The organism is Tolypothrix sp. PCC 7712, assembly GCF_025860405.1.
In the GTDB taxonomy this organism is placed as follows: Bacteria; Cyanobacteriota; Cyanobacteriia; order Cyanobacteriales; family Nostocaceae; genus Aulosira; species Aulosira diplosiphon.
In genome coordinates, this window is record NZ_CP063785.1 from 145,926 (window position 1) to 159,932 (window position 14,007).

Annotated in this window: 13 protein-coding genes and 2 pseudogenes; 7 read left to right on the forward strand and 8 right to left on the reverse strand. The window is 37.8% G+C overall.

The annotated features are described in order from the left end of the window. Positions 1-478 precede the first annotated feature (478 nt). From HGR01_RS00585 to HGR01_RS00595, 3 genes and pseudogenes are all read left to right on the forward strand, one after another. Positions 479-865 (forward strand): annotated as a pseudogene (locus HGR01_RS00585) (alpha/beta hydrolase family protein); the annotation flags it as partial. A 384-nt stretch (positions 866-1,249) separates the two neighbouring features. Next, positions 1,250-2,155 carry a DUF3267 domain-containing protein gene (locus HGR01_RS00590; protein ID WP_045867822.1) on the forward strand — a complete coding sequence of 302 codons (906 nt, stop codon included), beginning with the start codon at positions 1,250-1,252 and terminating at the stop codon, positions 2,153-2,155. A gap of 64 nt (positions 2,156-2,219) precedes the next feature. Further along, positions 2,220-2,819 (forward strand): SH3 domain-containing protein, encoded by a 600-nt coding sequence (locus HGR01_RS00595; protein WP_045867823.1) that lies wholly within the window; start codon positions 2,220-2,222, stop codon positions 2,817-2,819. A gap of 75 nt (positions 2,820-2,894) precedes the next feature. On the opposite strand, the gene HGR01_RS00600 is transcribed toward HGR01_RS00595, so the two are convergent. Then, positions 2,895-3,746: a DUF2382 domain-containing protein gene (locus tag HGR01_RS00600; protein ID WP_045867824.1), complete on the reverse strand. Its 852-nt coding sequence runs from the start codon at positions 3,744-3,746 to the stop codon at positions 2,895-2,897. A gap of 460 nt (positions 3,747-4,206) precedes the next feature. On the opposite strand from HGR01_RS00600, the gene HGR01_RS00605 reads away from it, so the two are divergent. After that, complete coding sequence (locus tag HGR01_RS00605) at positions 4,207-5,103, forward strand: S-layer homology domain-containing protein (RefSeq protein ID WP_235623000.1); 897 nt, start codon at positions 4,207-4,209, stop codon at positions 5,101-5,103. Positions 5,104-5,209: 106 nt separating this feature from the next. Here HGR01_RS00605 and HGR01_RS00610 read toward each other — a convergent pair whose 3' ends face one another. The 7 genes and pseudogenes from HGR01_RS00610 to HGR01_RS00640 all read right to left on the reverse strand — a co-directional run bounded on the left by HGR01_RS00610 (position 5,210) and on the right by HGR01_RS00640 (position 9,504). Beyond that, positions 5,210-5,602, reverse strand: a complete 393-nt coding sequence (locus tag HGR01_RS00610) for a peptidoglycan-binding domain-containing protein (protein ID WP_045867825.1) — start codon at positions 5,600-5,602, stop codon at positions 5,210-5,212. A 389-nt stretch (positions 5,603-5,991) separates the two neighbouring features. Then, positions 5,992-6,198, reverse strand: a complete 207-nt coding sequence (locus tag HGR01_RS00615) for a hypothetical protein (protein WP_228045235.1) — start codon at positions 6,196-6,198, stop codon at positions 5,992-5,994. Between the two features lie 82 nt (positions 6,199-6,280). Beyond that, positions 6,281-7,105 (reverse strand): hypothetical protein, encoded by an 825-nt coding sequence (locus HGR01_RS00620; protein ID WP_045867826.1) that lies wholly within the window; start codon positions 7,103-7,105, stop codon positions 6,281-6,283. 108 nt (positions 7,106-7,213) lie between these two features. Then, positions 7,214-7,528: pseudogene (locus tag HGR01_RS00625) on the reverse strand (hypothetical protein); the annotation flags it as partial. Next, a complete protein-coding gene (locus HGR01_RS00630) occupies positions 7,510-7,821 on the reverse strand; it encodes a hypothetical protein (protein WP_194007711.1) in 312 nt (103 codons plus the stop codon). The gene HGR01_RS00630 and the pseudogene HGR01_RS00625, both read right to left, overlap by 19 nt. Positions 7,822-8,227: 406 nt before the next feature. After that, positions 8,228-8,797, reverse strand: coding sequence for a DUF3611 family protein (locus tag HGR01_RS00635; RefSeq protein ID WP_045867827.1), 570 nt, complete (start codon positions 8,795-8,797; stop codon positions 8,228-8,230). Between the two features lie 335 nt (positions 8,798-9,132). Beyond that, the gene (locus HGR01_RS00640) at positions 9,133-9,504 is read right to left on the reverse strand and encodes a response regulator (RefSeq protein WP_045867828.1); all 372 of its coding nucleotides are present in this window, start codon (positions 9,502-9,504) and stop codon (positions 9,133-9,135) included. A 172-nt stretch (positions 9,505-9,676) separates the two neighbouring features. Here HGR01_RS00640 and HGR01_RS00645 point away from each other — a divergent pair, with 172 nt between their 5' ends. From HGR01_RS00645 to HGR01_RS00655, 3 genes are all read left to right on the forward strand, one after another. After that, the gene (locus HGR01_RS00645; protein WP_045867829.1) at positions 9,677-11,209 is read left to right on the forward strand and encodes an ATP-binding protein; all 1,533 of its coding nucleotides are present in this window, start codon (positions 9,677-9,679) and stop codon (positions 11,207-11,209) included. 227 nt (positions 11,210-11,436) lie between these two features. Beyond that, positions 11,437-12,063 carry a hypothetical protein gene (locus HGR01_RS00650; protein WP_045867830.1) on the forward strand — a complete coding sequence of 209 codons (627 nt, stop codon included), beginning with the start codon at positions 11,437-11,439 and terminating at the stop codon, positions 12,061-12,063. Positions 12,064-12,204: 141 nt separating this feature from the next. Further along, positions 12,205-14,001 carry a response regulator gene (locus tag HGR01_RS00655; RefSeq protein ID WP_045867831.1) on the forward strand — a complete coding sequence of 599 codons (1,797 nt, stop codon included), beginning with the start codon at positions 12,205-12,207 and terminating at the stop codon, positions 13,999-14,001. Positions 14,002-14,007 lie beyond the last annotated feature (6 nt).

The window sequence follows — 14,007 nt, forward strand, 5'->3', positions numbered from 1 at the left end:
GCTTTTACTTTAATTTGATTGCGGCTTCTTGATACTTTAAACAGTATCTAGTAGTCTATGAGACAAAAATTGCTGTAACTCTGATAAAATTTTCAATCATTAAGTATAATTATTTACAATATGGTCAATGAACAAGCGGCTTACTTTTAGTTCAATTCTGAACTAGGGGCAGAATTTTACTTTAAATAGTGGAGAAAACTCACTGTCTCCCTCGATGGCGATAGCGAAGCGCCGACCTGTCGGTTCGCAACCGAAATAGTTCAGTTTTAACTAAAATGTTGCCATGAGTTCAAAACTTAGGTAAAAGCTTGCCGTTTGTTCTGAACACTTTTTAAGTAAATATGCTTGGTTTAAGGAAGTTTGATAATAATTCCAGCCATTTTTACCCTATAAACCAACAGGCTACTGTCTAAAGTATGAGATTACCGGAGTGAAATTAAAGTAAAAGCTTGCCGTTGCGGCAAACAATTCCTTTAAGTCACATAAAATTCCAGTGATGATTGTTTCTGGTAATAATGATACCGTAGCTCCAGCTTTACCAGAACAAATTAAACCATTTACTTGGTTGACTATTCCCAATAAATATTTAGTATTAATTAATGGTGACACCCACTTTTCAACTATCGTAGAATCATCAAATGCAGTTGTGCCAGTGCCTACACAAGTAATCGGTTCTAGTCCTGAATTAGCTCGTAGTTATGTTAAAGCTTTAAGCATTCCTTTTTTTTAAACTTATGTAGCCCAACAACCAAGCTATATTTCTTACCTCAGCGCAGATTATACTAATACTATTAGTCAGCAACCACTACCTTTAAGTTTAGTGAAATCTTTGAATTCTGAGCAATTACAACAAGCTTTTAAATAGTCTAATTGCTGGGGTTAATCAAGGCAGATACAAAGTGCCTACTCTAAATATCAAGTCTCTAGATAAATCCTCAAGCCAATCCAGTTTCATTTTAAAAGTAATACAACTAAACTATAGTAATCCTCAATGATTTGTGAAATCTGATCTGAAGGGTTGTTAACTGTTAACTGTTGACAGTCAGCAGTCAACCGTCAACCGTCAACAGCCAAAACCGATATTTTTCACAACTTAAATAGGATTGCTATAGCAAGATTCAATCTTGAATTTTAATAAAATCCTAGAAAATTTATTTCAATATCGCCAGAGTATTTAAACCCAGAGACTGAGGAAAAAGTCCGGGAAGATTATTAATCTGGAACGTAAGGGTAGCAATTTGCAATGATTATGAATCTCACAAATCGTCAACAGCCGATTTATGTATTCCAGGTAACTCCGGAAATCTCACTTATTTGGACTACTTTGGGTTCATTATTGTTAATAATAGCAGCCGCAGGTGCCAGTTGGTATTACGCAACCATTCACGGAGAAACACTGATTTTCAGTGTAGAAAGTTCTGAAGGTGGAGTTTGGCGCGGAATTATCCCCTTTATCTTTTTATTTGTGGTTACTTTTGGTACTATCATTGTTCATGAATTAGTGCATGGAATTGCATTTGCTGCTTTTGGTGGTTCGCCACGCTATGGATTGAAAATTAAATATTTATTACCTTTAGCTTATGCAACTTCACCTGGGAATTTTTTCCGCCGCAATAATTTTCTTGTCATTGGTCTAGCACCATTAGTAGTCATTGATATTTTATGTTTGCTCCTATTAGCAATTTTTCCTCAAGCACCTTGGTTAATTTGGGTAATTGCAATCAATACAGGTGGTGCGATTGGTGATATCTGGATGGCGGTGCAATTAATACGTTGTCCGCAGTCAATTCGAGTCGAAGATAGGGAAGAAGGGATGGCTATTTATGCTCCTCTTCATGTAACTCGTCGAGAACTGCCTTTTGGTAGAACTGATAAAAGTAGACCTCGTTCAGTAGCATCATCTTTATTAAATTTTGCTTTGATGGCTTTGTGCCTATTATTGATATCTACATTTTTGCTGATACCAATATTAAAAATATTAGCAGTGCCTTCATTTATTATTGGTAATAACTATTTCTGGATTTTACGTTGGGAAAATACCACAGCAGGATTTAGTCTAGGTTTTAACTGGATATCAATTTTATTAATGGTTTTGACTTTAGTTATTATAGGATTATTAGTTAAGATGTTTCAACGCCACTTCACTAATACTTAATATCAAAATCTTAAATCATTACAGGTTTTATATATCACACACATCAATTGCAAGGAAATAAATTATGATTACTGGAACTGAACAAATTGGGATTCTCAAAACAAATAACCCGAATAACCAGAACTTGCAAATTAATATCCGTTCTGGCCCTTCGTTGAGCAACAATGTGAAACTCACCAAACCATCTGGTACTCGTGTGACTATTTTGGAGAAAAGTCAGCCTGCTGGTGATAGATATTCTTGGTATCGTATCCGATATGCAGAGGGTAATAATGATATCGGTTGGGTACGTGAAGATGTAATTAATGTTTTAGCAAATCCCAATCCTTCACAATCAGATACGCGGCTGTTGTTTGAAACCCAAAGCCGACAAGTACGTGTTTATGGTAGAGAACAGCCATATATGAATATTTACGTTAAAGCAACTGATAGTACGGATTTACTGCGTGTGGCTGCGGTGCGAATTCCTAAAAGCGATGATTACCAACCTTGGATTAGCTATATAGCAATCAAAGGTACAACTGTTTATCAAGTAAGATTTATTCCTGTAACTCAAACTCGGTCGGGTCAAGCAGAATTGATCATTGGTGAAAGCAATAGTGGTCAAATTTATTTACAGGAAAAAGGCTTTGGGATTCAGGGTTACGAATATAACCAATTATAAAAAACTTTGAAGTAAAAAAAAGGCGATCGCAGCATTGCGATCGCTTTTTGTACTGCTCAAAATTATAGCTCTTCTCTATTTATTATGCCTATTACTCTTATCTACAACTGGAATTCCTTCACTATCCACATCTAACTCTTCGCGCCTAACTGTATCACTAGCCTCAACTGTATCTGTATCTACAACCTTATTCACTCGAACTTCTTCACGCAAAACAGCTTCTTTGGAAATATCAGGCGTTTCTTCATAAATTTCCATACGAGCGAATTCGCTGTCTTGAAAGGCGTGTTGAGGATTGCTTGGTGTTGTCTGTGTGGGATTAACACGCTCAATTACTACACGCTCTTTTTCTACGGGAACTGCTACACGAGCCGTTTCTGTTTCTACGTGTTTACCAATTTTGACTTCCCCAGCTTTGCGACGTTGTTTGTTGGCTATTAATCGTTCTTCGTACAGTTTTAGGCTTTGTTGATCCTGGTCATTAATGTTGTAAAGTGAAGGTTCTTGCTCGTAGTTGTAATTGTTGTGATCGTACATGGCAGGCTGTGTTACATCAGAAGTAGTCAGAGAACCTCGATACACGCCGCGTACTCTCTCCTCATAGTCGTAATCAACCTTCTCTAAATCATCGAAATTAGGCAGATTTTCTACTTGCTCCCTGGTTAAGCCTTTGGCATAAATGTGCTTTTCAGTGTAATGGATGTCAGCTAGTCCAACAGGTAACAGGACTTTTTTACCAAAAATCCAGAAACCTGTATCTACCACAAAATAGCGGAAGTTACCTGTTTGCTCATCAACTAAAATATCCGATAATAAGCCTACTCTTTCATTACGGTTAGCATAAACATCAAATTTTTTGATGTCATCTAGTTCAAAGGAATCTTCTCGGTAGTTGGGATAAAACTCTTCAAGCTTTACGATTGCCATATTATTTGCCTCCAAGTTAAACATTTTGACGGATAAATATTGTAAGCATTACCGACTTAAACCTGTATAGGTTGTTTATTTACAAGTTTAATAAAAACCTTAAACCATCAATTCTGACTAAGATTGCTCAGATGAATATAATTGGTGTTCAATATAGGCCATAAGAAATGTTTTATCGGAGATGAACTCCGATAAAAGCTGTGGGGACAATCTTCCACAAAAATCCAGACCAAATATCACAATTGTGATGTGATTTTGATAGTTTCATAGTTTAGAAGCGAAAAGTGGAAAACTAGTGGAGAAAGCAATTTTATTTTTGATTCCTGATGTTAAACATATAAGTTCACAGTCTTTATAATCATTTTTTTTAAATTTGAATATACCAAGAGGTAGAAAAAAATCGAGATAATTGAGGTTAAGCTTAGAGATAAAAAGATTCTTAGTAATTAGGAGAATTATTGTGTCTGACTGTATTAATAAATCATCGATAACTACAACTTCACTCTTTTTAGGGCTGATAGCTTTAACCTGTATCGTAGAGCCTTTGATTTTTGCCAATCCGCAAGCAGCCGTGGCTCAAAACTCAGGAGCTAACTTTCCCGACACCAAAAATCACTGGGCACAACCGTTCATTGAAAGGCTAGCAGAACGCAACATTATTACCGGATATCCAGATGGGACTTATAGACCCAATGAGTCCGTGGATCGCGATGAATTTGCGGCAATTATTCGTCAAGCGTTCAACCAAAATCAAGAGCGAAAAATAGCCAGTGGTAGTGTTTATAAAGATGTTCCTACTGGCAATTGGGCAGCGCCAGCGATTGAAGAAGCTTATGAAATGGGATTTATGCATGGTTTTCCGGGAGGATATTTTCGCCCTAGACAGCCAGTTTCCAGGGTGGAAGCATTAGTTGCTTTGGCGCAAAACTTGAATTTGACAACGCCAGTTGCAACTCAACCTAATAACCCTCAACCTGCTAGAAAACAGTTGTTATTTCCTATAGGAATGACTAATTTAATGCAGCCACTGATGACTGCTCAAGCTGTATATAAAACTGCTGCTGCTTCTTCCCCAGCAGTTCCGGCTTCTACTTTAGTTAGTAACTATTATACAGATGCTCAAAATATTCCTCAGTATGCGGTTGATGAAGTCGCCGAAGCAACGAAAGCAGGTATAGTTGTCAATCATCCCAATACTAAAGTTCTCAATCCTACTCAACCAGCTACTCGTGGCGCGATCGCAGCTTTTATCTATCAAGCATTGGTAAATCAAGGAAGACTTCAACCATTACCTAGCAATATACAGGCTGCTAACTATATTGTTCGTCCGACTGAAATTAGTAGTAATACTCGCTGAAAACCCCAACAGGAAAAACCTCGCTGGAAAATAAATATGCGATCGCATATGTTGCAATTTAGCTAACCCGAAGTCAAGAAAGATAATCCCAGCACTTAGTTGAGCGTTAAAAGGGGCCAGGTAGAGGCGCTGCATTAGTGCGATCGCGTAATGCTTGCCAGGTTAGCGCACCTACTCTACCGTCACCAACCAATCTCTGCGATCGCTGAAATGCTGTAACAGCCCTAGCGGTTCTCAGTCCATAAATACCGTCAATTGCTCCTTGATAAAATCCTAAATTTTGGAGAACAGCTTGCACATCTGTTACAGCCTGTCCACGAGATCCAACCCTAAGAAAGGGAGCATTCAGGGGATTGTATCTAGAAAGCCTACCTGTAATTGAGCTATTACTATTTACTTGTGCTTGAGCAGGTGCCAAATTAAAGGGTAGCATCCCAATAAATAATACATAAATCAAGCCAAATCGGAAAATTTTTGAGCTGATAAATTGAGGATTCATACACTTATATTCCTCCAAAAATAAATCCAAATAACAAATTGTTTATTAAGCTCATCTCACTCTCCGGAGATGGGATTTCACGTTGACAGTCATCAGTCATCAGTCATCAGTTTCAGGATGTGTTTCATCCCATCCCTAAAAAGAATGATTTTTCCCTACACATTTTTATAAATATCCAATCTGTTTTATATTTTTGTTCTGTTAAAATTCCTCCTATTTTTCATGTTTTCTTCATAGGTTCTGAAGTAAGCTGATACGCACCTAAATCAAATATTCTGGCGTTAGGACTGTCAAGGGTCAAGAGTCCAGAGTCAAAGGCTAGTTTGGACTTTAGACTCTTGACTTTTGACAACCTGAGTGCAAAATATACAATTTAAATGCTTAACAGCTTAGAGATCGGTTAGTTCATAAAAGTAAGGTTCCATTGTGTAATTGTAGGGAGCAGGAGCGCCAATCATACCGAACATACCCGGCATTGCTAAAGGTACTAAAGGGCGATAAACTCCTCTAACTCGCTCTTCGTAATCATGATCAATTGCTAAACCTTCGGTAAATTCCGGGAGATTTGCTACTTGTTCTTTGGTTAATCCAGGCACAAATAAATGTTTATTTTCATAGTTCAAACGAGCTAAATTTTTTCAAAATATCCATAAAAACACCATGACCAACTGAGAATTCCTAAGAAGGGTATACAGTTTCTGCAACTAAAACAGGTTGATTAGCATACTCAGCATCTAACTTTCTTTTCGTATCAAGACTCCAAGTAAAGTTGTAGTCTCGCTCAATTTCAGCAGCAACAAACCGACGAACTTCACCCATTGCTGATACTGTCTGACCTTGATTTATTGCTACTTGTGGTGGTGCTGTTAATAACACTAGTAAATCTTGCCCACCAAACAATTGATTTTCATCTAATGTTAATAAAATCGCACTGCGGATATTTGCCACTTTTCCCGTTACTGCAACCTTACGACCATAGTATTTTTCAGGACTTTGAATTATTTGAGCGGGTTCGGGTGAGAGCGCAAGATATTGAGCAATAATTGCAGGTTTATTAACGTACTCTTTGTAATATTCATCCTTTAGGTTTAGATTGAACTCTTGCTCAATGTTGTCAATTGCTAAATTGCGAACCTGACAAGTAACTTGAACTTCTATGTTTTGGTCAACTGGTAGATCAAAAGGCACACCTGAAGCATTGACAACTAAAATAGGTTCGCCATTGAAGAATCTTGCATCTTTGACAGTGAAGGAACTCAAACCGATTTTCTGAATTGCTTTGCTTCTAATAGTTACAGACTTTCCAAGAAATGTATCTGTAACTTGAGCAACTTCAGATGTATTAGTGAAAGTTGTTTTGGAATTAAAAAAGCTACCTCCTCTCACTAGCAAAGCCAACAACAGCAAGAAAATTAACACTGATGCATTACCAAGCCATTCTAATAAACTTCGCCTTTGGGAGTTGTCCTTGCTTTTATTTTGGTTGGTCTTCAGGCTCTTCATATTAAAAAAGCTGTCTCTATTTACGGTTATTCAAGTTTCGATTGTTGTGAAAAGCCTAATTTTTGTCAACACTCAACACACCTCTTTTTCTTCTTTCTTTTTTATTCTCTATTGCGGAATTGCTGAAGGATAAACTTCATTTGCAACTAACACAGGTTTATTACTGTATTCGGCTTCCAGTTGCTTCTGCAAAGTCAAATCCCAGTTCAAATCATAATCCCGTTCCAGTTCAGCGACCACAAATGGACGTAATACACCCGTGACTGCAACTTTTTCACCTTCGTTTACAGTTCCTTGGGGAGTACTAGCGCGGATCACTAACAAGTCTTGTCCACCAAATAACTTGTCTTCATCTAAGGTAAACGAATTGGCATTTCTAATATCTTCTACTTCACCTGTTACTGCTAGATTCTTGCCGTAGTATAGATTGGTCTGACACCTGGACGAATAGGAACAACTATAATAGTTGGTTGACCTAATGTTTGTCTTTGCTGTTGCATTCTTAAAGTTGCAGCATTCGGCGGACATCCGGCGGGAACCATAACGCGATCGCGGTGTGGTACTTCATAAAATATACTCGGACAAGGGTTAATTTTAGAGTTTTGTTGTTGTGCTAATGCTGATGGAGTTATGCTAGAAAAACTAATTAATAAACTCCCAAAAGCTGTACCTGCTAATCCAATTTTCCGCCAATTAAAATGATTTAATTTGTACATAAATACCTCCTGAACATTTGATTAATTATTTGATTTTGGTCAATTATCATATTTGTGGCTAGAATCAACTGTTAACTATGATTTGTCCAAGAATCTCAATATTCAATTCAACATCTAAATTCAGATAAGATTGAGCTGCTCAACCAAAAGAGGAGACATGAAAACAGACTGTATTTTGAGACTAAATCTCAATAGTGGAAAAATCGAGGAGAATTCGAGTTGATTTAGAGAATATGACTTGAGTATGAGGTTTAGTATGTCAATAGTAGTAGCTATAGCAATCCTATTTCAGTTGTGAAAAATATCGGTTTTGACTGTTGACTGTTGACTGTTGACTGTTGATTGTTGATTGTTAACAACCCTACTTGTAATATTTCACAAATCATTTAGGATTGCTATAAATTCTTTAATCTTCTACCCAATAGAGGAGTCCTAGAGAAGTAACTCCACCAAAAAAGTGAGCGCCAATCAAATTCACGTTAGCTAACATGACAAAAACATCTAGTGAACGAATCACGTTTTCTGGTTGGTAAATTGCCACACCTTGAGGTTGTGCTAAGGCTTTACCTAAAATGATTGCAACTGTTTCTTCCGAAGCAATAAAAGCTATTAATATTCCTACCAAACTCACGATAAATCCAATGCGTAAATTTTGAATTACATCTTCTTTCTTGGGATGGTTTTGAGGATTTGGTGTTTGTAAAAGTTGTGCTAATTTTCTGTAACGGAAAGCCCAATATACCCGAAAGCACAGTAATAAAATACCAACAATAGCTAAAAATATGCCAAATCCTATACCTGCATTGTTTGTTTGGGTAGTAATGTTACGGCTAAAGTAAGCCAATAACACAGCAATACCAGAAATTAAGCCAAGAACTAACTGTACCCAAAAACTAATTTTGCTTACTAAACGAAAGGTAGTAGCAAATTCTTGTTTGCTTGGTGTATTTGAAAAAGATTCTAAATTATTTAACATTTGCACCTCATAATGTGTGTTTCATAAATAGCTCAGAGTAGGAATTTTCAAAATCTTGCTGAATTTAATTGCTGATTTTTGTGATTTTTATAGTCAAAAATATTTTATTAATTCAGCTTCAAGCCAAAAATGAACTATTTATAAATTAAATATTAAAAGTGGAAAACTAGTGGAGAATATATATATTCATCTGAAATTACTACTTGAGAAAGACTTTACCTAACTAAAGATAGATTATTTTTTAGCAAATCTGCCATAAATTTCACGCCAGATTATTCATAATTTCAGGCTAAGAATGGCTAAATATTGAATAATGTCTCTGATTAATGATGTATCTATTGCAAAGCTGCTGCTACTTGAACAGCTAATTTCTGAGGATTGAATGGCTTACTGATGATGCCTTTAATGCCCATTTGAATAAATAAATGCTGCTCAGATGTACGTCCTTTAGCTGTTAATAAAATTACCGGGATATGTTTAGTTAGTTGATTAGCTTGTAGCTTTTGAAAAGTTGTCAAACCATCCATCTCAGGCATCATTAAATCCAACAGGATGGCATCGGGTTGAGATGACTGAGCTAAGAGTAATCCTTGACTACCTGAAGTAGCTGTCAAAACATTCCAGCCCCCCATGATTTCTAGACAAGTCTGAATCAATTGACGGATGTCATCTTCATCATCAATGACTAAAATTTGTTGAGTTTTCATCGTTAAGATTTTCGTTGCTGTTAGAATTTATTATTTCTGACTACTTTGATTCTGAAGAGCGACTATTAAGAATTACCATACTCTTAAGATTGATTTCTAAGGTAAAACTTGAAAGTGGAAAACTCGTGTAGAAGCAAAATCTATCTAAGGGTACAACTTGAAATAATCAAAAATGCAGAGATTGACGCGGCGATCGCAAATTCTAGGCTATAGCATTGCCTGCTTCAGCGTTCTACTGGCTTTACTGCTGACACTGCTTCTATGGCAGCTACACAGGCTGAATTCTATTTATCCGTTATTTTTAGCTGCTGTGATGGTGAGTTCCTGGTATGGTGGCTTCCAGCCAGGATTGGTGGCTACTTTTTTGTCTGCAATCGTCTGCGCCTACTTCCTCTTACCGCCTTTCGATTCTCTGGCTGTTAGTGGGTTTACTGTAGTGGGGTTGGTTCAGTTTGCGTTAGTAGGATTGTTGATTAGCTCACTCAACTCTGCACTGCGCCAAGCGCGATCGCAAGCGCAGCAAAATTACGAGCATCTACGTCAAAGCCAGTATAAATTAAAACAAAGTGAAGAACGTTATCGCTTACTAGTAGAAGGAGTAACTAATTATGCAATTTTCATGCTAGATCCAAATGGTAACTTTACCACTTGGAATATTGGCGCAGAACGTATATTAGGTTATCAAGAAGCAGAAATTATTGGTCAATCTTTTGAGCAAATTTTTTCACCCGCAGCAATTGAGCAAGGAGTACCACAACAAATATTAAGCACAGCTATAACAGCAGGTTTTTATAGGGATAATCGCTGGCACGTTCGTAAAGATGGTACATTTTTCTATGCTCAGTGTATCATCACACCTTTACGAGATGAAAATGGCAATTTGCGCGGCTTCTCGAAAATTATGCAAGATATTACTGAGCGCAAACAAGCTGAAGAAGAACGAGAACAATTACTGTTAAGAGAACAAGCCGCACGCACCGAAGCAGAAGCCGCCAACCGTTCTAAGGATGATTTTTTAGCGATAGTTTCCCATGAATTACGTACCCCCATGACTGCAATTATTGGTTGGGTGGGGATGTTGCAAACAGGTGCATTAGATGAGGCTAGAGCTAATCTGGCACTGGAAACAATTGAGCGCAATGCTAACTTACAAATGCAACTGATTGAAGACTTACTTGATATTTCGCGGATTGTCAGAGGAGAACTTTCACTTTATATTGATTTGGTTGATTTAGTAGAAGTAATTACAGATGCAATAGAAGTTGTTCAAACATTAGCAGATGCTAAAAATATTCAAATTGAAACTATACTTGATACTTCTATCGCTAAAATTAGCGGTGATTCAGACCGCTTGCAACAAGTTGTATTAAATTTACTCACCAATGCCATTAAATTTACACCTAAGGGCGGTAGAGTTGAAGTGAGATTATCATTAATTGCTGAGTTAAATTCTTCTGACTCAGCACTCATTGAAGTGAAAGATACAGGCCAAGGTATTAGTGCTGAGTTTCTACCTCACGTATTTGAACGCTTTCGCCAAGCAGATAGTACTCATACTCGCTCAAATAAAGGATTAGGTTTAGGACTGGCGATCGCACATCATGTAGTAGAGGTGCATGGTGGTACAATTACCGCTCAAAGTCCAGGAATAGGACAAGGAGCGACATTTACAGTCAAGTTACCTATTCAATCTGAGCAATTTTGAAAATATCGCTGATATCCACGACTTTTCCACTTTTGCCAGCTAACTTCAAAGGTGTAACTCAGGCATTTAATGATGCGATCCATGTGGTTCATGAAATTGCCTGATACTATAGCAATCCTAAACTATTGATGAAATATCGCATGAAGAGTAGTTGACAGTCAACAGTCAACAATCAACAGTCAACAATCAACAGTCAACAGTCAACAGTCAACAGAAAAAATTGAACAATGAATAATATTTGGTCACAACGATTTTCTGCGTTGCTTATTTGCTCCACAGTGACAATATTTGGTAGTGAATTATCTGCTCAAGTACAAACTCCACCAACTCCCGGTAAAACCTCAACAACAGCAGCCGATTTAATTCCTCAGCCAACACAACCTGCTGCTGAAACTGCTGCTGAGGTGGCGCAAGTAGATATTAATCCTGGTCGAACTACCCGTGGTGGCTCCAGCTATATTGGCGTGGCTGGGAACATTGGTTTAGGTGGTGACTCGGCGTTAAGTGAAGGTGGCTTTATGGTCATCAGTAAAATTGGCCTGACACGTAGCATATCTGTGCGTCCATCTGTGGCTATTGAGGACGATCCTGTTGTTCTGGTTCCTCTAACTTATGACTTTAACTTCCGCACAGCAGATGCTTTTGAAGATACATTCTCTGTAGCACCTTATGTTGGAGCTGGCGTAGCAATTGAAACTAGTGATGATCCAGACGTTGGCTTGCTTTTAACTGGTGGCGTAGATGTGCCTTTAAATACTAACTTTACGGCAACAGCAGGAGTGAATGCCGCATTTTTAGATGATACGGATGTGGGTTTGATGCTAGGAGTTGGTTACAATTTTACTGGTTTCTAACAGCGTAGAGCTAGGGAATTAGATCGAGGGCAACATTTACAGTCAGGCTACCATACCTTTGATACTTGCCTTTGATAGATGTTTAGCGTGTGAGAATAGGCATAATCTATCTCTGGAGATTGTTATTGACAAAATATTTGCATGAGAATTCTCATAGTTGAAGATGATTGTTCCCTGGCTCAAGCTGTTGCAGTAGTTCTTACTCAACAACATTATGTAGTTGATATTGCTGCTGATGGACAAGAGGCTTGGGAGTTTGTAAATGTCTGTAACTATGATTTAATTTTGCTCGATATAGTTCTGCCTAAGCTAGATGGTATTAGCCTTTGTCAACAATTACGACAACAAGGCTATCAAATGCTGATTCTGCTTTTAACTGCAAAAGATACCAAGACTGATAAAGTTATGGGTTTAGATGCAGGAGCAGATGATTATGTTGTTAAACCTTTCGATTTTCAAGAGTTATCGGCTCGGATTCGCGCTTTACTTCGTCGGGGAAATTCTTCTTTACCTCCGGTTTTAGAATGGGGAGGTTTACGTCTAGATCCGAGTAGTTTTGAAGTAACTTATGATAGTCAAACTCTACATTTAACTGCAAAAGAATTTAGTATTTTAGAACTTTTTTTACGCAACAATCAGCGCGTATATAGTCGGAGTGCAATTGTAGACTTACTGTGGGGTGCGGAAGAAGATCCACCAGCAGCAAATACTATTAAGTCTCATATTAAAAGTCTGCGGCAAAAACTCAAAGCAGCAGGCGCTAACTATGATTTTATTGAAACGGTTTATGGTATGGGTTATCGCTTAAAACCCTCATGCCAGGAAATCGAGACGGAAGCAACACAAGAGCAGCAGCAAACTTTGTTAGCAGCGGTTGCTCAGGCGCGAGAGGCTTTCAAAGCTAAAGTTGGCTCGCGCATTGCTGTATTAGAGCAAGTAGTCGATAGTTACAGACAAGGTATCCTTGACAGTCAAATGCTTCAGCAAGCAGAACAAGAAGCTCATAAGCTAGTTGGTTCTTTGGGAAGTTTTGGCTTTATTGAGGGTTCACAATTAGCCGAGGAAATAGAAGATTTACTTGCAGGTAAAGCATTTATCTCTGTATCACAGTGTTTACGTTTAGATCAACTCGTGATGCAGTTACAACAGGAGTTTTATCTAACTCCTGTTGAGGTAGTACATAGTGAAGCTCGTCAAAATCTGCTATTGATAGTGAGCAAGGATGCAGAAGTAGTAGAACCTTTGGTTAAAGAAGCTGCAACTGAGGGAATGGCAGTGAAGATTGTGAATCATCTTGGTGCTTTAGATGATGCGATCGCATTTTCAAACCCCAATGCAATTTTACTTGACTTGAATGTTAGCGATAGCACTCAAGATAGTTTAAATTTTGTCAAGGAGTTGTCTAGGCGATCGCCTGCAATACCTACATTAGTAATTACAGACAAGAATAATTTTCTTGAGCGTGTCGAAGTAGCGCGTGCTGGCGGATGCTCTTTTTTGCAGAAATCGGTGTCACCCCAGCAAATTTTACAGGCGATTACTCAAGTCATACAACCAACTCAGATTACTGGCGCGAGAATCATGGTTGTTGATGATGAACCAAAAGTTTTAACTGATATCCAAAAACATTTGGCACCTTGGGGAGTGAACTTAAATACCTTGAAAGATTCCCGACGCTTTTGGGAAATTTTCTTAGAATTTGCTCCCGATTTATTGATTTTAGATGTAGATATGCCTGATATTAATGGCATCGACATTTGTCAGGTAGTCCGTAATGAACCTGACTTTAACTCATTACCAGTATTGTTTTTAGTTGATACTTTTGCAGCAGATATTGTTGAGCAGTTATTTGTAGTTGGTGCTGATGATTGTCTGAGTAAGCCTATCGTAGGTTCAAAACTCATCAACCGCATTTTTAACCATCTAAAACGGACTTAACTTTAG

Excerpts from the sequence above, each read along its gene's own strand:
- HGR01_RS00610 (WP_045867825.1), bottom strand. The coding sequence starts at position 5,602 with ATGAATCCTCAATTTATCAGCTCAAAAATTTTCCGATTTGGCTTGATT.
- HGR01_RS00650 (WP_045867830.1), top strand. The coding sequence starts at position 11,437 with ATGAATAATATTTGGTCACAACGATTTTCTGCGTTGCTTATTTGCTCC.
- HGR01_RS00645 (WP_045867829.1), top strand. The coding sequence starts at position 9,677 with ATGCAGAGATTGACGCGGCGATCGCAAATTCTAGGCTATAGCATTGCC.
- HGR01_RS00600 (WP_045867824.1), bottom strand. The coding sequence starts at position 3,746 with ATGGCAATCGTAAAGCTTGAAGAGTTTTATCCCAACTACCGAGAAGAT.
- HGR01_RS00590 (WP_045867822.1), top strand. The coding sequence starts at position 1,250 with ATGAATCTCACAAATCGTCAACAGCCGATTTATGTATTCCAGGTAACT.
- HGR01_RS00630 (WP_194007711.1), bottom strand. The coding sequence starts at position 7,821 with ATGTACAAATTAAATCATTTTAATTGGCGGAAAATTGGATTAGCAGGT.
- HGR01_RS00620 (WP_045867826.1), bottom strand. The coding sequence starts at position 7,105 with ATGAAGAGCCTGAAGACCAACCAAAATAAAAGCAAGGACAACTCCCAA.
- HGR01_RS00635 (WP_045867827.1), bottom strand. The coding sequence starts at position 8,797 with ATGTTAAATAATTTAGAATCTTTTTCAAATACACCAAGCAAACAAGAA.
- HGR01_RS00655 (WP_045867831.1), top strand. The coding sequence starts at position 12,205 with ATGAGAATTCTCATAGTTGAAGATGATTGTTCCCTGGCTCAAGCTGTT.
- HGR01_RS00595 (WP_045867823.1), top strand. The coding sequence starts at position 2,220 with ATGATTACTGGAACTGAACAAATTGGGATTCTCAAAACAAATAACCCG.
- HGR01_RS00640 (WP_045867828.1), bottom strand. The coding sequence starts at position 9,504 with ATGAAAACTCAACAAATTTTAGTCATTGATGATGAAGATGACATCCGT.